Raw genomic sequence first — 19,840 nt, forward strand, 5'->3', positions numbered from 1 at the left:
TTACTATCGGAAAATTGCAATATGATATAAAAGCAGCGTGTCTAACCGGATAGGTAATTTATTCGAATGAAGGATTTTATTGAGAAATTTGTATTTTAAATAAATAATAAAAAGGGATTTTTGGAAGTATATAGAAACTTATTTGGGAGGCGAAATTGTAATTTTAGGAGGCTTATTATGAAATTGAAAAAAATATCGATTGCTTCATTGGCAATTGGAGCGATGCTCTCCATTACAGCTTGCGGTACCTCGACAGAAAAAGATCAAGCAACTCAAACTAAAAAAGAACAAACAAACAATCAAGAAGAAGCGAAAACAACAAGTGCAGATCAAACAACTACGGGTAAAAACGAAGAAAAAGATTCAAAAACAACAAATGCAGATGGGAAAACTGAAACGAAATCAACGAATGCAGATCAAACAAAAAATGAGAAAACCGGAACAACTGAAACAAAATCAACAAACGGAAAGCAAAATGCTAGTGTGAAGAGTGGAGTAAAAGAAGTTGTACAGTTAATTGAAGAAGTGGACAAGCAATTGAAAGCTAATCCAAAACAAGAAGCTGTAAATAAACTTGGCAAACAACTTACTGATAAATGGGATGTAGTTGAGAAAGAAGTTGAAGCACAGCATGCAACCGATTATAAAACAATTGAGCAAAATTTATATCCACTCCTTGTTGAAATGGGAAAACAGAAACAAGATTTAAAGAAGCTAAAGACATTAACGATGAAAACAAAGCAAGATTTAAATCAACTTTTGAATAAGCTTTAATCAAAAAATGAATGCAAAATTAAATCTTATCTTATATATAGCTTATGTAATAAAAGGAGAAACGTAGCAGCAGTGTACGTCTCTCCTTTTATGATTAGTTGCAACAAATACATAAAAACATTCCGTATGCGCGGGGGGGCAATTCACGTCATAAATATTGTTTGAAAGTTCCATCTTCAATAGATGCGAGAGGAATGGTTTGTTCTGTTCCTTCCTTCATATTTCGTAAAACAGCTACATTGTTATTTATTTCTTCTTCACCGATAATAAGTACATATGGGATGTTTTCTTTATTTGCATAGTTAAGGGCTCGTTTTAGTTTACGATCTGCCAGCTCAAGTTCTATCTTTAAATTTTCATTTGTTCGCAATGTGTGAGCAATTTTTAAACACTGTGCCTGTGTTCCGAGTGGAATGATAAAAATATCTACAGAAGAGGAGGCACGTTCTTTTTGGATAAGAGCAGTATAAATGACATCTAAACCAAGCGATATTCCGACTGTTGGATAAGGTTTATTTTCATTTCGAAATGCACCGATAATGTAATCATAGCGCCCACCACTGCCTATGCTAGAAGTAATACTACGATCCGTTAAAAAAATTTCATAAATCGTTCCAGTATACATTGTAAGACCCCGTGCAAGAAAAGGGGAGAACATTGTATTAGCTTGAACGCCTAGTGTGGCTAGGTATTGTTGAAGTTCTTGAAGCTCAGTAACTCCTTCCTTAACAAGAGAATTTGGGAACATTTTATTAAATTCAGAGAGCGACATAGACATACATGTTTCTAACGTACTACATAACACGTCAATCATTTCGCTTTGTATCCCCCGATTTATTAAATCATTTCTTACACCGTCAATGCCGATTTTCTCAAGTTTATCTACAGATAAAATAACATCTTGTACTTGTGATTCAGGGATTTGAATTGCTTGTAACAACCCTGTTAATAGTTTTCGATTATTATATTGAATGGTTACGTCTAATTTTAATTTGTTAAAAACGTCAAGAGCCATTACCATTAATTCTGCTTCTGCTAAGACAGATTCAACGCCAACAATATCTACATCACACTGCATGAACTCTCGAAATCTCCCTTGTTTAATTGGACCGTTACGAAATACTTTCCCAATTTCATAACGTTTAAAAGGAAGGCGGATTTCTGGATTCATAGCGGCAACTTTTGCAAAGGGAATGGTTAAATCATAACGCAGAGCAAGTTTGCGATTCCCTTGATCTTGAAGCGTGTACATCTCCTTTAATATTTCAGATCCTCCCCCGTATTTATAAGCCATCAAATCATACATGTTCAAAATAGGTGTTTCTAGCGGTTTGCAGCCATATGCCTCAAATATTTCTTCACAAGTCCGTTTAATTGTATTACGCAACATTTGTTCTTCTGGTAAATAGTCTTTCGTCCCTTTTACATTTTGTAAGTTCATATTTATCACCCCTTTTTGAAATAAAAAAAGCTATGCGGGTATGAAAAGACCCACATAGCTTTATAATCGCTTCGTGGGTAAACAGGAATAACCCTGTACCCGCGAAGAAAAATTTCTTCGGATACAAGGCTTTATGTATGATGATGAAGTTGGAAAGAACAATCTATTCTCAACATAAGCAATCTCTCCTATAGATTTTTAAGTATTATACTATGAATTATTTAAATTATCAAATTATATTTCAGATTAAAAAACGATTGACAAAATTAGGGATGTTTAATAGTGTATTAAGTGTACTATATGTAATAGTACACTTAATAATAAGAAGATGGAGGAATTCTATGATTGAAGTAAAGAATTTATCATACTCTTTTAAAGTCGGTAAAAAAGGAAAAGAACAATCTATTCGAGTGTTAGACAATGTTTCATTTTCTATAAATAAAGGGGAACGAATAGCAATCGTTGGTAGAAGTGGTTCGGGAAAATCGACACTATTACATTTATTATCAGGGTATATAACACCAAATATGGGCAGTGTTTTCGTGCAAGATACTGATACAACAAATTTTACTGAAAAAGAATGGGCTCTATTTCGATTAGAACATTTTGGATTTGTATTTCAGAACTTTCAACTGATACCTAGTTTAACAGCTTTTGAAAATGTGGAACTCCCGCTTACACTGAAGGGAATAGAAAAGAAAGAAAGGAGAGATAGGATTTTAGAATTATTTAAAAAATTAGGATTGCAATCATATATGAATCATTATCCGAATGAATTATCAGGTGGGCAGCAACAGCGTGTTAGTATTGCAAGGGCACTTATTACAGAGCCAAAGATTATTTTAGCTGACGAACCAACTGGAAGTTTGGATACAGAAACAGAACAGGAGATTTTGCATCTGATTAAACAATTGAACGAAGAAAAGAAAATTACCTTTGTCATGATTACCCACGATGAAGCAGTGGCTTCAATTGCTAATAGGAAATTACGTCTAATTGATGGTCGTTTAGTAGATGGGGGTGTTCCGTTTGAAGTTTAAAGATCAATTACAATTTGTATGGCGGAATATGAAGAAAAATAAGTTAAGAGTATTTATGACGATTTTTGCGACAACAATTGGTTGCGCATTTCTTATTGTCTTAGCCTCTGTTGGTTTTGGACTACAAAAGAGTATTACAGATGAAATATTATCAAGACAAATTGTTACGGAAATTAGTATTCATGGAAAAAAAGATAAAAAAGAAATTTCTGAGGAAGATTTAAAGTATTTAAAGCAAAGTTCTGAAATAAAAGCTGTAATTATGCGGAAATATTGGGCGTCTCACACTGAGGCTTTCTTTGAAAATCGTATTGGAAATGTACAAGCAGTAACAACGAATATGGAAGAAGAAATGAAAGCACAAGCAGAACTAGCAGAAGGCCGCCTTCCGAAAAACAAAACAGAAGTGGTGATTGGTCATAATTTCGCGAAGAGTTTGTTAACTGCGGAAGAAAAACAAGTAATAGAAAATGAGCCGGATAAAAAGGTGGCTGGTTATGAAGGGAAACTTTTAAATAAGAGTATAATTATAAAAATAAAGGATGAGAAAGGCGAAGTGAAAAAAGAATACAATTTTACAGTTGTCGGAGTTTTAAAGGCACCATCAAGAGATTGGATGGAAGACAATCGGATTTATATGAATGCAGAAACAGAAAACGAAATAAATGAATTATTTAAAGAGCACGGGGAAAAAAACGAACTATTTCATCCTGAAATAAAGGTATATGCAAAATCGTTTGAAACAGTGGCAAGTACAACAAAAATGTTAAAAGAAAAGGGATATCATGTTTATTCTGTTAGTGAAGAGATTGAACAAGTAGATACCTTCTTCTTAATTGTAAAGATTGGACTGATTTTTGTAGGTACAATTGCTGTACTAATTGCATCAATTGGAATTTTTAATACGATGACGATGGCTGTAACTGAGCGGACAAGTGAAATTGGTATTATGAAAGCCATTGGAACAAATCCAGCAATTATTAGAAGGATGTTTGTAATGGAGAGCGCAATAATTGGGTTTGGTGGTTCTTTGTTAGCGATTTTCATCTCATACCTTATTAGTTTAGGTGTAAATGAATTACTTCCAATCTTATTAAAAGAATTTGCAAAAACGGAAGCACCAAAAGGATTTATGTTTTCAATGATTCCTCCATTTCTTATTGTTATTTCTGTTTCTATTAGTATAATTATTGCAATTTTTTCTGGACTAAGGCCGGCAATAAAAGCAACGAATATTAATGTGTTATCAGCAATTCGCCGAGAAATGTAAACAAAACCTGTCTCATCTATTGAGACAGGTTTTGTTATGAAGTAATGGAAGTCAGTGTTGCGTTACTAACTTTGATTAGGTCAGCGCCGTTCATAAAAATTTGTAGTCCTCTTTTTCCAGCACTAATGCTAATTGGGTCTAGATTTGCAGCAGATTCGTCAATAAAGAGTGGATAATTTTTCTTGACTCCAAGTGGTGAAACGCCGCCGCGTATGTACCCTGTTAATCCGAGTATTTCTTTCATTGGAATCATTTCAACTTTTTTATTTTTACTTGCAGATGCCAATGCTTTTAAATTGAGCTCTTTATGCGAAGGGATACAAGCCATAATTACCCCAGTTTTATCGCCGCGAAGGACAAGTGTTTTAAAGACTTGTTCTAATTGTAAATGAACTTGGTCAGCGACATGTTTCGCATCTAAGTTCTCTTCATCCCATTCATATTTATGAACTGTATAGGCGATTTTGTGTTTATCTAATAAACGACAAGAGTTTGTTTTACTACTCATGTTACACACTTCCTTTTTTATTTCTTCTATTTAGTATACAAAATTTTGCAACATAAGACAGGGGAAATAAGAAAGGACAAGAATATGTAACATAAATTATGAAAAGAGAAGAGGGAAAATGATGTGGAGAACGACTGATCTTTATGATATCAATGAAATGGAAGTGCAAGTGTGTAAGCCATTATTTCAATCATATGGAAAGAAAAAGCAGTTTTATGGAAAAATCGCGACGGTGAAAGTAAAAGATGATAACGTACTCGTAAAAAGAGCATTAGAGACGCTACCAGAGGGAACGGTACTAGTCGTAGATGGAGAGGGTTCAACAAATTGTGCATTACTTGGTGATAACTTAGCAAACATAGCAAGAAAGCGCAATTTAGTAGGTATCATTATCTATGGATGTGTTCGCGATTGTGCAGAGCTTCGGAATATCGAACTCGGTATTTTAGCGATTGCGACGATGCCAAAGCGAAGTGTGAAAGAAGGGAAGGGAGAAACAAATATTCCGCTGTCTTTTGGCGGAGTTTCTTGGATTCCGGGAAATTATGTTTATGTTGACGAAGATGGTGTAATTGTATGTGAAAAAGAAATTCATCGGTGAGTTATTATAAAAAATGAGGAGATAAAGTGAATCTTCTATTAATGTTTTTCATTCCTTATTGGGTTGTGACGAGGTCTATCTTTTTTTTGATTTCTTACAATCTTGAGATGAGGGGGGAATTCCTGCAAATAGCCATATAAAAATATTGTTAATCTTAAGAAGGAAATATGAGAAATGATAGACAAAAAAATATATAAATAGTAAAATAGTACAGAATTTTGTAACATTATGGATTTGCAAGAGCGTAAAATCTATGATGTAAAACAGTATTGTTTCCTATATAAAGGAAGCAACAGAGATGTTAAACACTTATTGAATATTTGTTTAGCTGCGTGTTTTTAATCCCGCATTAAAGGGCAGTAAGACTCCCACTTCAGGGTTGGGAGAGAAGAAAATAGGTGGGGGATGAAGTCCCCCCACTGATGGAAGTTTTACTTTATGTGATTTATAGGAGAGGGGATGATTCATCAGTATGACGAACATGAAAAAGTGGTTAATAACGTCATTTATGACAGTTACATTGGTTGTTTTGTCTTTTGCAAATACTGTACATATTACGTTTGCTGAAGGGAATACAGCAACGTTAGCAATTGTTGGAGATTCGCAAAAAGGAATTATGCTATGTCCAAAAGAAGTTGCAATTCAAGATGGAGAGACAGCCTATAGTTTCCTGCAAAAAGAAATGGGTAATAAAGTAACGGCAGAAAACACACCATATGGTGCATATATTAAAGGTATTGATGGCTTAATGGCAGGTGCAACAAGCGGATGGACATATGAGGTAAATAATCAATCACCAATGGTTGGGGCAGATAGCTATAAATTAAAAGCTGGAGATGTTGTGGCGTATCGCTATGTTGTTGATTGGAACAATATGAGTCAAGAAACTTTGCAGCAAGTGTTAGATAAACGTGGTACATGTAAGAAGGATACAGATCAACCGAATACAGAGAAACCAAGTACTAATAAGCCAGATGCACCAAAACCACAAGAACCTACAAAAGTTGATGTAATAAAGAAAGTTGATGAAGCAATTACAAAAACTGCCCAAAAGATGATGATAGATGGTATTGATGGTGACTGGGTTATGATTGGACTTACTCAATCAGGCCAAAAAGTTTCTAAAGATGCAAAGTTTAATTATTTACAATCGATAGTAGAACGTGTAGAAGAAAAAGAAAATAAATTTTCTTCTACTGAATTAGCACGTACTATTTTAGCAGTTACAGCAGTAGATGGAGATCCAACAAACATTGCTAGTAATAACTTAATTTCAAAGTTATATAACTTTGAAAATACACATTCTATTACAGATTACGTTTTTAGTTTAATTGCGTTAGATACAAAAAAATACGAAGTGCCAGCAAATGCAAAATGGAATCGTGACGCCTTAATTAAAGCTATTTTAACATTACAACATACAGACGGTAGCTGGGCGTATATGGGTAAATTAGAAGAACCAGGTGATGCTGATGTAACAGGAATGACCCTTGTAGCATTAGCACCATATCAAGATCAAGCAGAAGTAAAACAATCGTTAGAAAAAGCAAAGCAATATTTAGCTAGTACACAAACAGGTAAAGGTGGATTTTCATCTGGTGGTGTAGAAAATGCTAACAGTGTAGCACAAGCTGTTCTTGGACTAGCGGCAGCTAGTATCGATCCAACAAGTGCTTTATTTACAAAAAACAATTATAATGCAGTCCAAAATCTATTATCCTATCAACTAGAAAATGGTGGGTTTAAATGGTTGCCAGCTGATACGGAAGAGAGTGGCATGACAACAGAGCAAGCAATGTTAGCACTTGTACAATATAAGAACTTTTTAACGGGTAAAGGCTCTGTGTATGATTGGACAAAAACAGAGGCGTCAACAAATGAAGGAAATAAACCAACTGATGAGTCAAAACAACCAGTAGCAGAAGAACCGCAAAAGCAAACGAATAAACCTTCTGCTTCAAATGATGAAAAGCAATCTGTACAAAACGATACGAAAGTAGAAAATCGTTACTTACCAGAGACAGGTATGTCAGGCGGAGGTATTGCTACGTCAACTACGTTAGGCGTATTATGTATGACCAGTGCATATGTATTATGGAGAAGAAAAGCGGCTTGACAAAATTAGGAGCAAATATTTGCTCCTAATTTTATTATGAAAGGTGTGTGTGTAAAAGATGAAATTGATGAAATGGCTTGTATTGCTCGTTTTCTCATTTAGCTTTATTGCGGGATGTAGTCAAAATGAAGTGAAAACCGACACAAAAGTTGCTGGAAAGCAAATAGAGAAAAAAGAAGAGAAGAAGCAAGAAGAGAAAAAACAGGAAGAACAAAAACAAGAAGATAGTAAGCAGGAACAAAAGCCGGCAGAAGAACAGAAACAAGCAGAGAAACAAAAAGAAGAAAAAGCTGCAGAACCAAAATCTATAGAAGAAAATCAGTCCCAAGCGAAAACTGCAGAACCATCACAAAATCAACAAGAACAATCCGAAGTTGTAAATGAATCGAAAGAAACACTGAAACAAGAAAATGTACAGCAAGCACAAGTAAATCCTGTACCTACACCAGAACCAAAATCAAAACCAGAGGTAAAGACGGTTACGTTATCAGTAAGAGATGATCAAAGTACAATCTTAGGAGAAACGGAAGTAGAACTTCAAGACGGGGATACAGTCTTTAAAGTGTTAGGCCGAACATTGAAGAAAAAAGGGGTTCAAATGGAATATACAGGTTCGGGAAGCGGCGTATATGTTCAAGGTATTAATAATTTATACGAGAAATCTAAAGGTGCCGGGAGCGGATGGATGTATCGTGTGAATGGTGTTGCTGTGAATAAGGGTGCAGGTAGCTATAAAGTGAAACAAGGCGATAAAATTGAATGGTTTTATTCATTAGATTATAGGAAAGAAGATCGGTAAGGGGTAATGAAACTAGCATTTTCTTCAATGCATCCATTCATCAATTTTCTGTATTATATAGGGGTGATAATACTATGTATGGTATGTCTTCACCCTGTTTTTTTGATTGGTGCAATTTGTATGATCCTTATATTAAATATTACGCAAGGCAATGGAGAAAAATTGAGAAAAATGTTACCTAGTTCACTTTTTTTCGCTTTTATTATTACGATAGCCAATTCGTTATTAACGCACCGAGGGAGTACAATTTTATTTTATATTGGTTTTAATCCAATTACATTAGAAGCTGTAATATATGGATGCACAATGGCGTTATCATTGATTGTTATTATGTTTACGTTTACTTCTTATAATGAAATGATATCGAGTCATAAGTTTTTATACTTATTTTCCCGTATTTCACCGAAGGCAGCATTACTCACGATGATTACAGTACGCTTTGTACCTTTATTTATGAGACGTGTTACTCATATTACCCTTGTACAAAAAACAAAGGGAGTTCAAGTGGACGCGGGCTCTTTGAAAGAAAGGGCGCAGAACGGCATGAAGCTTTTACAAGTATTATTAGTTTGCTCATTAGAAGAGGCCCTACAAACTGCTGATTCAATGCAAGCACGTGGATTTGGAGTGACGAAACGAAGTACATATATTGGGTATCGTATGGGCCGCAGAGATTGGTTTATTCTTAGCTTGTTCGTCATTTTATTTGTATGTTGTCTTTTTTGTGTAAGTAAGGAATATGGAATTTTAACTATCTATCCAAAAGTAGAAGCGCTTTTTTTAGATCGGAATGATCTATTTGTATTTATTCCATTTCTTATGTATATAAGTCTACCAATTCTAATGGAAGGAAGGGAGTGGTTATGGTGGCGCATGCAGAAATAAAAGAGTTGTCATTTACATATACAGATGAGGAGTCTGCTGCTTTATGTAATGTATCTTTATCTATTTCCCATGGAGAATTTGTTGTATTAGCAGGCCGTTCTGGTTGCGGTAAGACGACGCTATTAAAACACTTTAAAAAAGAACTTCTCCCAATTGGTATGAGAGAGGGCAACATGTATTATGATGGAGCATCCTTAGAAGCAATACCAGACTTATTATCGGCTCAGGAAATCGGTATGGTATTTCAAAATCCAGAGAATCAGCTTGTGATGGATACGGTAATTCAAGAACTTGCATTTTCATTAGAGAACATCGGCTATGAAACAACTGTCATTCAAAAAAGAATTGCTGAATTAATTAGTTTTTTAGGATTTCAAGATATGTTGCATCAATCTGTACATACGTTATCTGGAGGGCAAAAGCAGCTTGTAAATTTAGCTGCTGTACTTGTTTTACAACCTAAATTGTTGTTGTTAGATGAACCGACAGCACAGTTAGATCCAATTGCAGCAAAAGATTTTTTAGGACTATTGAAACGAATTCATGAAGAATTAGGAATTACAATTATTATGAGTGAACATCGTTTAGATGAAGTAGTTCCTCTTGCCGACCGAATTGTTTTTATAGATGAAGGAACCGTTGTGTATGATGGAAAGCCAAATGAAGTGATACCAGAAATGTGGAAAGTAGAAGCGTTTCGTCCATATATTCCGCAAATCCCACGGTTGTTTTTAGAGTGGAAGGCTGAACATGTTCCGTTTACCGTTCGTGATGCACAGAAACAAATTCGTCCTATTTTAAATGAGTTTCGGTGTGATATACCATTACAGCATATAGAAAAAAGGGATGTAATACTACAAGCAAAACATGTTTCATTTCAATATGAAAAGAATGGACCGTTCATTTTACAGGATTTGACGTTGAATGTTAAACAAGGGCAATGGACAGCGCTTGTTGGAAAAAATGGTACTGGGAAATCAACGTTATTAACGCTTCTAGCAGGATTGCAAAAATGTCGCAGAGGAAAAGTAGTTTGGGAAGGAAAGCCCATTCATAAAGTGGAAGCGAAAGAACGCTTTCAAAAAATCGGTTATGTATCGCAGTATCCTTACTATCATTTCACCCATGATACTGTTTGGGACGAGTTGCTTAGCCGCGCAGAAGAACTATATAAAAGGGAAGCAAATGAAAAAGTAGAAGAAATGCTTCGGAAGTTTTCAATCTTTCATATTCGTAATCGCCATCCGCATGATTGCAGCGGTGGGGAACAGCAATTAATTGCTCTTTGTACAGTATTATTATCAAAGCCAAATCTCTTAGTATTAGATGAACCGACAAAGGGACTAGATCCAGGGAAGAAAGAAGAACTGGGGAAGTTGTTTCAACAACTACAAAGAGAAGGAACGACAATTGTTATGGCGACGCATGATATTGAATTCGCAGCAAAATATGTGGATAACTGTATTATGTTATTTGATGGGAAAATTATCATGGAAGAAACACCGGCGCGCTTTTTTAGTGAGAACTTTTTTTATACAACGTCTATTAATCGGTTTATTCGTAAACAATTGCCGTATGCTTTAACGTGGGAGGATGTGTTTGAGGCGTGTCCAGAAGATATGCTTGTATCGTTTTAGCTGTTTTAATCGTATTGATTAGTACACTTTTATTTACATCTTTTGTGGCAGATCAATACTACATATGGTGCAGCATTTTCTTTTTAATTATGATTATGCTACCATTTTATGTGCGTTTTGAGAGAAAAGCGTTTGTTTCACGTGAAATTGTACTGGTAGCTGTTCTAGCGGCAATTGCAGCGATTAGCCGAGTTCCGTTTTCAATCATTCCAAGTGTACAACCAACATCGTTTGTGATTATCGTATCAGCAATTGTATTTGGCAGTGAGACCGGTTTCCTTATCGGTGCAACAGCTGCCCTTGTTTCTAATATCTTTTTAGGACAAGGACCTTGGACACCATGGCAAATGTTTTGCTGGGGTATGATGGGATTTTCGGCAGGATTATTGCGGCATACGTGGATGATGAAAACTTTATGGGGAAGAGTCCTCTTTGGCTTTATCGCAGGATTTGCTTTTAACTGGATAATGAATTTATGGTTCCTTATTGGCTTTTTGAAAGAATTAACATGGGATACTTTTATAAAAGCATATATGACAAGCTTTTATTTTGATCTAGCCCATGCACTTTCCAATGTCCTTTTTCTTTGGATGTTTAGTACATCCTGGCTTAAAATATTGACACGCTTTAAGAGGAAGTATGGCATATTAGAGTAAGGAACTATCACTTACGTAAATAGTGAATAAATTTTTCTTGTACGACATAAATATATACAGTAGGATCGCGACTTACATATTCGTTTGCCTTTTGAGACACTTCTTACATTCAGTAGGAGGTGTCTTTTTTATCTTGAAAATTTAATTAAATAGCGATTCGATATAATCAATAAATACTATAATGACAGGTAAAAAGAATGGGTTTCACTTTTAAGTGTGAATGAGAAGAAGATGAAAGAAAATACTCCAAAGCATAGTGAGAGTACTGATATAGTCTCTTAAAAAAGAAGATAACCCCCAGGGGATTATCTTCTTTTTGGTTTTAGTATATTGATAAATATTTTGTTGTATATTCAAAGTAACCACTATATGAATTATCTCTGAATAATGTATTTTTTTATTGTAAAATCAAAACGTTTTTCCATGTTCTTCTTGAACAGAGTTTAGAGCATCTGATTGTTTTATGAATGTTTTACCATGTTCCGCCTGTAATGTGTTTGAAGGAGTATACCCAATAAGTCCTGTTAGTAGTAAAGTTAATCCGAATGTAATTCCAAAAAATTTAGCTGTTTTTTTCATTATTTTAAAGCCTCCTTATCTTGTAGTTTTTGTTCGGCTTCGTGTGACTTGTAAAAATATTGACTTGCTTTATCTGATTGATTAGAAGCATAAAACTTTAAAGCCAATTGTTTAGAGTAGTCATGTACGAATCCTAATAAATCTTCTTGCTCAAAGTATTGAATTCCTTCTTTAATTATTATTTCAAATGTACTAGTTGGTAATTTTGTATTTAATGCATGAATGATGGAGAAGTGGTGTTTATATTCAATAGCTTGTAAACGATTACAAATTTCCAATCCCTTTTCAATTAATTTATTTGTTTCTTTAGTATGACCTAATTTAAAATGTTCTCTTGCTAATAGAAAGGTACATTTATAGTCAGTTTCAGGATCTTCAATAGAAGCAGATAAATTTCTAATAGCAGCCTCAGATAAGTTTTGCTCAGCATATAAGAAGCCTAAATTATGTCTGATTTTTAGAGCAAGTTGTGTATTTTTCTTTTTATTAACAATATCTAAAGCATTTATGAAATATTCTTCAGCAGCTTCATATTGACCTAAAGAAGTGCATGTAAGTCCTAAAATATTGGTACAACCAGCAATATTAATCTCATTTCCTAATGAATTTTCATAATATTTTTTGGCTTTTGTTGCATAATTGATAGCCACAAGTGGTTGACGAATTTGATAGTTGAATGCTGCGAATTTGTAGGAAAATTCAGCTTTCTCAGCTTCGTCAGGTATATTCTTTAATAACTCTTTAGCATTGTTAAAGTACACGTTAGCTTCTTTAAATTTACCAATTTCAGTAGCATGTATTGCATTAAAAAAATAATAGTAATACGATAAAAAATTGTCAGCTGGTTTTTCAAAGCTGTTTATTTTTTCTGACAAAATTTTGGATTCTCTAAAATCATTTATAAGTAATTGATATCTAAACTCTAGTAAAGAGTAGTAGAATAAAATATTTTGATTTCCCTCGATATTATCAATTTTTTCCTTGACATCATTTCTAATTTCAAGTGCAAGAACAGTATTTTGATTACGAATTGAATCGTGCCATTTATTTAGTAGAGATGTAATTTGTTCTATCGCAACTTTTGTAGTCTCCATTCATAAACCCTCCTAATTTATATTTATTCAATTGTATCAAGTTTTAAAATATTTAGTTATTGAGAAATTTTTTTCTTTTACTAAGATTTTAAAGAGGTCTAAACTTGGTTAAAGGAGAGGGGAAAAGAAGTGATTGGAAGTCAAGGAAAAGGGAGTGAAGAACCGATTGTTCAAAGCTGGATGTCGGCAGCGAGTATATATTTTCTTGATTATGATGGGAATGAGTTAGAATTTATTTCTTTGTTATTTGATGGGCCTAACGATCATGAATATTACCATATTTAAGTGAATGGGAGAAGGAGATAGAGAATAAAAGGGTTTGAGGAAAAAATTTTATAATGAAAAAAGATTACAGTGTGTTGTTGTAACTGGAATTGTTCAATTAAAGACACCATGGTTTGTCATTGCGTTTATTCCAAGCTGCATTCGAGCTATCGTTTTGTATGGTAAAAAAGTATCTGTTTTAAAAGTGGGTGTGTGGGAAATCGTCAATTCAATTTATTTTTTCATTGCTACTATAGTGTTATTTCAATTTAAGGGCTGATATTAAGTAATAAAAAAGTAAGCATGATTCATATGTGCTTACTTTTTATTGTAAGGCATTTTTATTCTTGAGATAAAACTTCAGCTGTACTATCACATTGATGCAGTGCATGTTGAACAGCTTGTAAAGATTGTTCAATGCGTTGACGATTATCTGATTTCTCAACTGTTTGTAAGGCATTTTGTAAACAATTCTTTGCTTCGTGTAAAGCTTGGCAAGAATCTTGAACGTGACCACGTGCATTTTTTTGCATGACTGCGCCTCCTTTGGTTTTATACATTTGTAGTATGAGCAAAACAAAATAAAATATCAGAGCAGTCTAAAAAATAAATCCTGATTATTCTTATGAGAATTGACTTTTTAGGTTATATTCATTATAGTAAGAGATAAAGTGAATATTTTCTTATCCAGAGAGGTGGAGGGACTGGCCCGATGAAACCCAGCAACCACGATGTAGGTGCTAATTCCAGCAGAACAGTTTTGTTCTGACAGATAAGAAGGAAGAGATATGTACCGCTTCTTCTTATCGAAGAGGTTTTTTTATTGCAAAAAAACCGATAATGAAAGATGGACAACGAGAAGAAAGGAACGATCATGTTATGACACTTGAGAAATATATTACACTACGTAATGCAATTTATAAATATATGGAAGAGAAGGAAGAACCGATTACATTATTAGATATTCAACAACATATTGCAGCTGAACATGAAGGGAAATTTGCGAAGAAGATGCTGCAGCAATTTTACTTACTACGACTGCTAGATGAACTAAAATTAGATGGGAAAATTACGTTAGCAGAGCAACATAAATGTATAGATGATAAGGGGATATATTACATTGTAAAATAACAAAAAGGGGGTTACTCTCCCTTTTTTATAGTATTATTTATTTGAAAATTCATTTTGTTCGAAGAGCGTTATGTAGATAAAAAGACTGTGTTATGCAGTCTTTTTACAAGAGAATGGTGCTGAGTGTGTAGTGTTAAAAAATTAAATGTGCCCCTAAAGATGAGCGTTTTCGGCTAACAAATAAAAAGGACACCATCGCCGAATAGGTGTCAGTTGTTTTGTCAAAGAGGCTTGCCCCTTGACATGTATTAGAATAGCATGTGAGCATAGAAAAAGTCAAAAGGGAATTAAAGGAAGGTGTTGTTTACAATGAACATATTAATTGTATATGCACATCCAAACTCTTATAGCTTCAACGGTGCCATTTTGAAACAAGTGAAAAATAGTAAACAAGAAAAAAGAGAGAAATGGCTGCAAAAGATATATGAAAAGGCAACAAGATTATGAAAAATAGAGAACTGATTTACAAAATTGCGAATGTATGTAAAAGAGAAGATGATTTGTTTTTTTCTTATCTGGATTGTTTACTTGGTATAAAGGAGAATAGCAAGCAATTTTCTAAAGCCAAACAAGAAGTGCAAGAAGAGTATCTTATAAGAGGTATTTGTGAGAGAGAAGTAGACATATTAGTAGAACAAAGTGAACAAGTTGTAGAGTTGTATATACCTAAGTTGCTCCAATGGGAATTTTTACAGGAAAATGTTCATTATATAGAAGAGATATGTTCTATGGTATTTCAGTTAAAACCGTTATGTTTTTCAGAAGAACAATGGAAATATGTAATTACAATTATAGAGAAAGAGCTGTCATGAGACAGCTCTTTTCGTAACAAAAATTTAGGGATTTAAACTTAATTAGAGGACTCCCTCTGTAAGTATTCTGCAATTTGCAAATACATTTTGCTATATGCGGATTGTATTTCTCCATTATGATTCGCATTGGAAGAAAAATGAACGATAACCATATGTGCAGTTGGGTCGATATATAATCGTTGTCCATAACTGCCTAGTACTTCAAAGGCATTATGTTCATTGTGGGAGATCCACCACTGATTATGGTATGAATATTCTTCGCCATCGCCAACAGGGAGATCGTATTTTTTAATATCCTTAATTTCTTCAATTATAGAAGAAGAAATAACTTGTTTCCCGTCATATACACCATTGTCTAAAATCATCTTTCCGAATCTCGCCATATCTCGTGCAGTGGTATTTAATCCTGCACTTGCCTGTTCCACTCCAGTTTTGTCAACAACGTAATATGCATTTTCTTCTGCGCCAATTGGTGACCAAATCCGTTCACTTACTAAATCTGCGAGTGATTTTCCTGTTACAGTACGAAGGAGCCAGGCTAGTGTTTCAGCAGAACCGTTATTATATGAAAATGTTTCCCCTGGAGCAGCGGTTTCATTTGCTTCTAGTAACATATCATATATTGTTGTCGGTCCATTATAGTATTTACCACGAGGAAGAAGATTGCTTGCTAAATATAATTGTGCATCCTGGTTATCTAATCCAGCCTGTTTAAAACCGTGAGTTGGATATTTTGCTGAAACTTGCATATCTAACAGTTGTTGAATTGTTGCGATTCCAAATGGTGTTCCTTGTAACTCTTTTACATATGTTTCAGCAGTTGCATTGGGTTGTAGCTTTCCTTCTTCAATGAGTGAATTAACGAGCAGCCCTGTAAATACTTTTGCTACTGATGCCATACCGTGCGGTTCGCTTTCTTTATATCCATGAAAGTACAGTTCATATACAAGCTTTCCATCATGTAAAACAATAAAGGCATCTGTTTTATGTTTTTCTAATAATTTCCGAACCGTGGTATTATTTTCATCTTCATCTGTGATTTCTAGATTATCTAGATTTTGCAAATTAGTTGGAATTGAGGATACATAATTTTGATTTTTAACAACAAATTTTGTTGATGTTAATTCACACATATGTGAATAAGACCAACGGAGATAAGGATCTTGTAACCAATTTTTTTTTGTTACTGTTTGTCTTGAAGAAAAACTTTTATTTGGATTGAATAACGTAAATCCCATACCAGTCAAGATACATAAAAAAATCAAAATGATTAAAATGAGCGGGGATTTTTTTAGTCTCATAATAAGCCTCCTTCTAGTTTTATTATAAGAGATAAGCCTATTGAGAAGCAAAAAAAAGGAGAGTAAACGTAGAAGTTTACTCTCTCTTATAGGATTAAGCAGATAATTTTTCTTGCGTTGTTTGCCTTTTGAACTTTTGTTTCCGTCCATGAAGAATATAGTAAATCAGTAATGTAAATGCAACGATAATGGAAGAAATAAAATACATATGATGATAACTTGAATGTGCTGCGATAATTCCTAGAACGAATGAACCAATACCAATCCCTGTATCGAAGAATGAGAAATAAGTGGCTGTGGCAGATCCGCGTCGATGATCTGGTGCAACACTAACTGCAATTGTTTGGAAGCTTGGAATTAGAGTTCCATATCCAAAGCCGATAAGTACGCCAGAAGCTAGTAACCAAAATGGAGTATGTGATTGGCTTAAAACGAACATTCCAATCATAAAGATAATAATTGATGGATAAATGAGAACATTCTCTCCGAACCGATCGAATATTTTTCCTGAAAATGGCCTGGAAATAACAACTACAATGGCATATACAACAAAGAAATAACTAGCAATATCTGCCATGCCGAGCTCTTTCGCATAAACGGGAATAAATGAAAGAATACCGCTATAAGCAAAGGAAAGTACACAACCTGTAAGGGCAATAGGAATTGTTGAAGGCTCAATTAAATCTTTCCATTGCATACGTTTCTTTTCGTTATTGCCTGATGTTTTTTCGTCAGGAATATTTACTAATAGTCCGCATAAAAAAGCAAGTATAGAAAATATAGAACAAAGGATAAATAAACCTGTAAACGAGAACTTGGAAATGATTGTTAAACCTAAAAAAGGACCGATAACCATCGGTAAGCTCATAAATACTCCATAATAACCAAGTGCTTCACCGCGCCTGTGGGGTGGTGCTACATCTGTTATGATTGTACCAGTAGCTGTCGTTGCCATTCCAAATCCGATGCCATGAAAGAAGCGAAGAGCAAGCAGTAAGAATAAGCTTTGTGCACCAAAGTACATGATTGTTGCAGCTAAAAATAACGAAAGGGAGATGAATAAAATCTTCTTCCTTCCTAAATCATCAAGCCATTTCCCTGTAAATGGTCGGCAGATTACAGAAGAAATAAGAAACACTGTAGCGACAAGACCCATTTCTTCAGGCTTTCCTTTTAATCCGTCAATAACATATACAGGTAAAGTGGTGATAAGCATATAAAATGTTAAAAAGAGAAATAGACTACTCAAACATGTTCCAATAAAGTCTTTCGTCCAAAGTCTTTGACTTTCCATAGTCATCCCTCCAATTTTTAATCAAGATTTTGAATTACTTTTTGTAGTACGTGAAAAGCAAGGCGTAGTTCTTCCTCGCTAATATCTTGTAATGTCTTTTTCTCAAATGAATCTACTTCTTCCTGCCAACTTGGTATCATTGCAATTGCTGTTTCTGATAAAGAAATGAGTTTCTCGCGTCGATCTGTTCCCTCAGTTCGAGTAATCCATTCCATTAATTCCATGCGTTTTAAAGTACGGGTCATTGTTGGAGATTCAACGTTTAAATAATGACACAATTCTGTTTGTGTACAAGGTCCAGTTTGATTTAGCCGGAAGATCACAGCCCACTGCGCACTGTATAAACCAGTTGGGGAAACACGCTCATTGAAGCGTTTAGAAAATTTCCGAGCGGTTTGGCTGACAGTGTGAAAAAAGTGTTGTTTTTCGTCCATAGTGTATTCCCTTTCTAATTAGTTACCTAGCTAACTATATCTATTTTTTTCTGAATTGTCTAGTAGTATATTGCTATGCTTATGTGAAAAATAAATTAATTTCAGATTGAGAACATACATTCTGTGTGATATGATTAAATTGGAATTTTCTGTTTTTTTGTTATTGATAATTTTAAAGGGGGAAGCGAATAATGAAACCGACCATTATGAAATCAGTAGCATTATCAAATAGAGAAACAATTGCTTATCAAGAAGCGGGAAGTGGAACAGAAATAATAGTGCTTATTCACGGGAATATGACATCTTCACAGCATTGGGATTTAGTTATCGAACAACTACAAAATTCTTACCATATTTATGCCCTTGATTTACGAGGTTTTGGCTTTTCGACTTATCATCATCCGATTGATTCATTGAATGATTTTACAGAAGATGTGAAGTTGTTTGTAGATGAACTGCAATTAAAGAATTTTTCATTAGTCGGATGGTCAATGGGGGGAGGAGTTGCTATGCAGTTTGCAGCAGCTTATCCGATGAATGTAAATAAACTCATATTGGTAGAATCAGTAGGCGTGAAAGGATATCCGATTTTTAAGAAGGATATAAATGGTCAACCCATTGTATATAACCTTTTAAAAACAAAAGAAGAAATAGCCGAAGATCCTGTTCAAATTGCACCTGTTGTTGAAGCTTTAAAACAAAAGGATAAGCAGTATTATCGCAATGTCTGGAATTTACTTATTTATACGCATCATCAACCTAGTTCGGATCGCTATGAGAAATATCTTAATGATATGTTGACGCAGCGCAATTTTGTTGATGTAAATTATGGACTTGTAACATTTAATATATCCGATGAACATAACGGAGTTGTACCTGGAAACGGGGATATGAATCGCATTCAAGTACCAACATTAGTTCTCCAAGGTGATCGTGATTATGTAGTACCAAAAGTAGTTGGTGAAGAGTTGGCAAAACATTTACCAAATGCAAAATTGGTCATGTTAGATGATTGTGGACATTCTCCATTTATTGATTGTTTAGATGTGTTTATCAATGAAGTAATTACATTTTTGAAAGAGTAGCTACATTGTTTCCTACTTGTAAATACGAAATGTATCCTGTAATAGAATGTTGTATACGCTTATTCAGAAATTATATTTTTAAACATTCTCTCAAGTGTATGGGAAGGATGAAAGCTAGA

The 19,840-nt window shown here is 34.3% G+C and carries 22 protein-coding genes, 1 pseudogene and 1 riboswitch; of the genes and pseudogenes, 15 read left to right on the forward strand and 8 right to left on the reverse strand.

The annotated features are described in order from the left end of the window. Positions 1–177: 177 nt before the first annotated feature. Positions 178–774, forward strand: coding sequence for a hypothetical protein (locus PLX19_RS05705; protein WP_272187544.1), 597 nt, complete (start codon positions 178–180; stop codon positions 772–774). A gap of 148 nt (positions 775–922) precedes the next feature. On the opposite strand, the gene PLX19_RS05710 is transcribed toward PLX19_RS05705, so the two are convergent. Then, the gene (locus tag PLX19_RS05710) at positions 923–2,215 is read right to left on the reverse strand and encodes a histidine--tRNA ligase (protein WP_272187545.1); all 1,293 of its coding nucleotides are present in this window, start codon (positions 2,213–2,215) and stop codon (positions 923–925) included. A 341-nt stretch (positions 2,216–2,556) separates the two neighbouring features. On the opposite strand from PLX19_RS05710, the gene PLX19_RS05715 reads away from it, so the two are divergent. Both PLX19_RS05715 and PLX19_RS05720 read left to right on the forward strand, forming a co-directional pair. Beyond that, positions 2,557–3,255, forward strand: a complete 699-nt coding sequence (locus PLX19_RS05715; RefSeq protein WP_272187546.1) for an ABC transporter ATP-binding protein — start codon at positions 2,557–2,559, stop codon at positions 3,253–3,255. Beyond that, a complete protein-coding gene (locus PLX19_RS05720; protein ID WP_272187917.1) occupies positions 3,236–4,525 on the forward strand; it encodes an ABC transporter permease in 1,290 nt (429 codons plus the stop codon). The genes PLX19_RS05715 and PLX19_RS05720 overlap by 20 nt, the downstream gene beginning before the upstream one ends. Positions 4,526–4,559: 34 nt before the next feature. Here the strand turns inward: PLX19_RS05720 and ybaK are convergent, their stop codons facing one another. Beyond that, the gene (gene ybaK, locus PLX19_RS05725; RefSeq protein ID WP_272187547.1) at positions 4,560–5,033 is read right to left on the reverse strand and encodes a Cys-tRNA(Pro) deacylase; all 474 of its coding nucleotides are present in this window, start codon (positions 5,031–5,033) and stop codon (positions 4,560–4,562) included. Between the two features lie 121 nt (positions 5,034–5,154). Between ybaK and rraA the strand changes: the two genes are divergently transcribed. From rraA to PLX19_RS05755, 6 genes are all read left to right on the forward strand, one after another. Continuing rightward, positions 5,155–5,634 (forward strand): ribonuclease E activity regulator RraA, encoded by a 480-nt coding sequence (gene rraA, locus PLX19_RS05730; RefSeq protein ID WP_272187548.1) that lies wholly within the window; start codon positions 5,155–5,157, stop codon positions 5,632–5,634. Positions 5,635–6,106: 472 nt separating this feature from the next. After that, a complete protein-coding gene (locus PLX19_RS05735) occupies positions 6,107–7,750 on the forward strand; it encodes a DUF4430 domain-containing protein (RefSeq protein ID WP_272187549.1) in 1,644 nt (547 codons plus the stop codon). A 58-nt stretch (positions 7,751–7,808) separates the two neighbouring features. Beyond that, on the forward strand, positions 7,809–8,549 hold the full coding sequence (locus PLX19_RS05740; protein ID WP_272187550.1) for a DUF4430 domain-containing protein: 741 nt from the start codon (positions 7,809–7,811) through the stop codon (positions 8,547–8,549). 6 nt (positions 8,550–8,555) lie between these two features. Next, the gene (locus tag PLX19_RS05745; RefSeq protein WP_272187551.1) at positions 8,556–9,434 is read left to right on the forward strand and encodes an energy-coupling factor transporter transmembrane component T; all 879 of its coding nucleotides are present in this window, start codon (positions 8,556–8,558) and stop codon (positions 9,432–9,434) included. Continuing rightward, complete coding sequence (locus tag PLX19_RS05750; RefSeq protein WP_272187552.1) at positions 9,413–11,071, forward strand: ABC transporter ATP-binding protein; 1,659 nt, start codon at positions 9,413–9,415, stop codon at positions 11,069–11,071. Before PLX19_RS05745 ends, PLX19_RS05750 begins: the two co-directional genes overlap by 22 nt. After that, positions 11,041–11,727 carry an ECF transporter S component gene (locus tag PLX19_RS05755; RefSeq protein WP_272187553.1) on the forward strand — a complete coding sequence of 229 codons (687 nt, stop codon included), beginning with the start codon at positions 11,041–11,043 and terminating at the stop codon, positions 11,725–11,727. Before PLX19_RS05750 ends, PLX19_RS05755 begins: the two co-directional genes overlap by 31 nt. Positions 11,728–12,135: 408 nt before the next feature. Here PLX19_RS05755 and PLX19_RS05760 read toward each other — a convergent pair whose 3' ends face one another. Continuing rightward, positions 12,136–12,306, reverse strand: coding sequence for a hypothetical protein (locus PLX19_RS05760; protein WP_272187554.1), 171 nt, complete (start codon positions 12,304–12,306; stop codon positions 12,136–12,138). Beyond that, on the reverse strand, positions 12,306–13,400 hold the full coding sequence (locus tag PLX19_RS05765) for a Rap family tetratricopeptide repeat protein (RefSeq protein WP_272187555.1): 1,095 nt from the start codon (positions 13,398–13,400) through the stop codon (positions 12,306–12,308). Before PLX19_RS05765 ends, PLX19_RS05760 begins: the two co-directional genes overlap by 1 nt. A gap of 105 nt (positions 13,401–13,505) precedes the next feature. On the opposite strand from PLX19_RS05765, the pseudogene PLX19_RS05770 reads away from it, so the two are divergent. Both PLX19_RS05770 and PLX19_RS05775 read left to right on the forward strand, forming a co-directional pair. Beyond that, a pseudogene (locus tag PLX19_RS05770) lies at positions 13,506–13,723 on the forward strand (hypothetical protein); the annotation flags it as partial. Continuing rightward, positions 13,720–13,944 carry a hypothetical protein gene (locus PLX19_RS05775; RefSeq protein ID WP_272187556.1) on the forward strand — a complete coding sequence of 75 codons (225 nt, stop codon included), beginning with the start codon at positions 13,720–13,722 and terminating at the stop codon, positions 13,942–13,944. The pseudogene PLX19_RS05770 and the gene PLX19_RS05775, both read left to right, overlap by 4 nt. Positions 13,945–14,005: 61 nt before the next feature. Here PLX19_RS05775 and PLX19_RS05780 read toward each other — a convergent pair whose 3' ends face one another. Beyond that, complete coding sequence (locus tag PLX19_RS05780) at positions 14,006–14,197, reverse strand: hypothetical protein (RefSeq protein WP_272187558.1); 192 nt, start codon at positions 14,195–14,197, stop codon at positions 14,006–14,008. A gap of 147 nt (positions 14,198–14,344) precedes the next feature. Further along, positions 14,345–14,443, forward strand: a riboswitch (SAM riboswitch). Positions 14,444–14,543: 100 nt separating this feature from the next. Between PLX19_RS05780 and PLX19_RS05785 the strand changes: the two genes are divergently transcribed. The 3 genes from PLX19_RS05785 (at position 14,544) to PLX19_RS05795 (ending at position 15,607) form a co-directional block, all read left to right on the forward strand. Beyond that, positions 14,544–14,795, forward strand: a complete 252-nt coding sequence (locus PLX19_RS05785) for a hypothetical protein (RefSeq protein WP_272187918.1) — start codon at positions 14,544–14,546, stop codon at positions 14,793–14,795. A gap of 309 nt (positions 14,796–15,104) precedes the next feature. Continuing rightward, positions 15,105–15,242, forward strand: a complete 138-nt coding sequence (locus PLX19_RS05790; RefSeq protein WP_272187559.1) for an NAD(P)H-dependent oxidoreductase — start codon at positions 15,105–15,107, stop codon at positions 15,240–15,242. Beyond that, positions 15,239–15,607, forward strand: coding sequence for a group-specific protein (locus tag PLX19_RS05795; RefSeq protein ID WP_272187560.1), 369 nt, complete (start codon positions 15,239–15,241; stop codon positions 15,605–15,607). The genes PLX19_RS05790 and PLX19_RS05795 overlap by 4 nt, the downstream gene beginning before the upstream one ends. A 38-nt stretch (positions 15,608–15,645) precedes the next feature. On the opposite strand, the gene PLX19_RS05800 is transcribed toward PLX19_RS05795, so the two are convergent. The 3 genes from PLX19_RS05800 to PLX19_RS05810 all read right to left on the reverse strand — a co-directional run bounded on the left by PLX19_RS05800 (position 15,646) and on the right by PLX19_RS05810 (position 18,636). Continuing rightward, a complete protein-coding gene (locus PLX19_RS05800; protein WP_272187561.1) occupies positions 15,646–16,908 on the reverse strand; it encodes a serine hydrolase domain-containing protein in 1,263 nt (420 codons plus the stop codon). A gap of 94 nt (positions 16,909–17,002) precedes the next feature. Further along, entirely contained in the window at positions 17,003–18,202 is a 1,200-nt protein-coding gene (locus PLX19_RS05805; protein WP_272187562.1) for an MFS transporter, read from the reverse strand. Between the two features lie 17 nt (positions 18,203–18,219). Then, on the reverse strand, positions 18,220–18,636 hold the full coding sequence (locus tag PLX19_RS05810; protein WP_272187563.1) for a MarR family winged helix-turn-helix transcriptional regulator: 417 nt from the start codon (positions 18,634–18,636) through the stop codon (positions 18,220–18,222). Between the two features lie 188 nt (positions 18,637–18,824). Here PLX19_RS05810 and phaZ point away from each other — a divergent pair, with 188 nt between their 5' ends. Then, positions 18,825–19,721 (forward strand): intracellular short-chain-length polyhydroxyalkanoate depolymerase, encoded by an 897-nt coding sequence (gene phaZ, locus PLX19_RS05815; RefSeq protein ID WP_272187919.1) that lies wholly within the window; start codon positions 18,825–18,827, stop codon positions 19,719–19,721. Positions 19,722–19,840: the final 119 nt, after the last annotated feature.

It is taken from the genome of Bacillus sp. BP-3, assembly GCF_028401955.1.
Lineage (GTDB): Bacteria > Bacillota > Bacilli > Bacillales > Bacillaceae_G > Bacillus_A.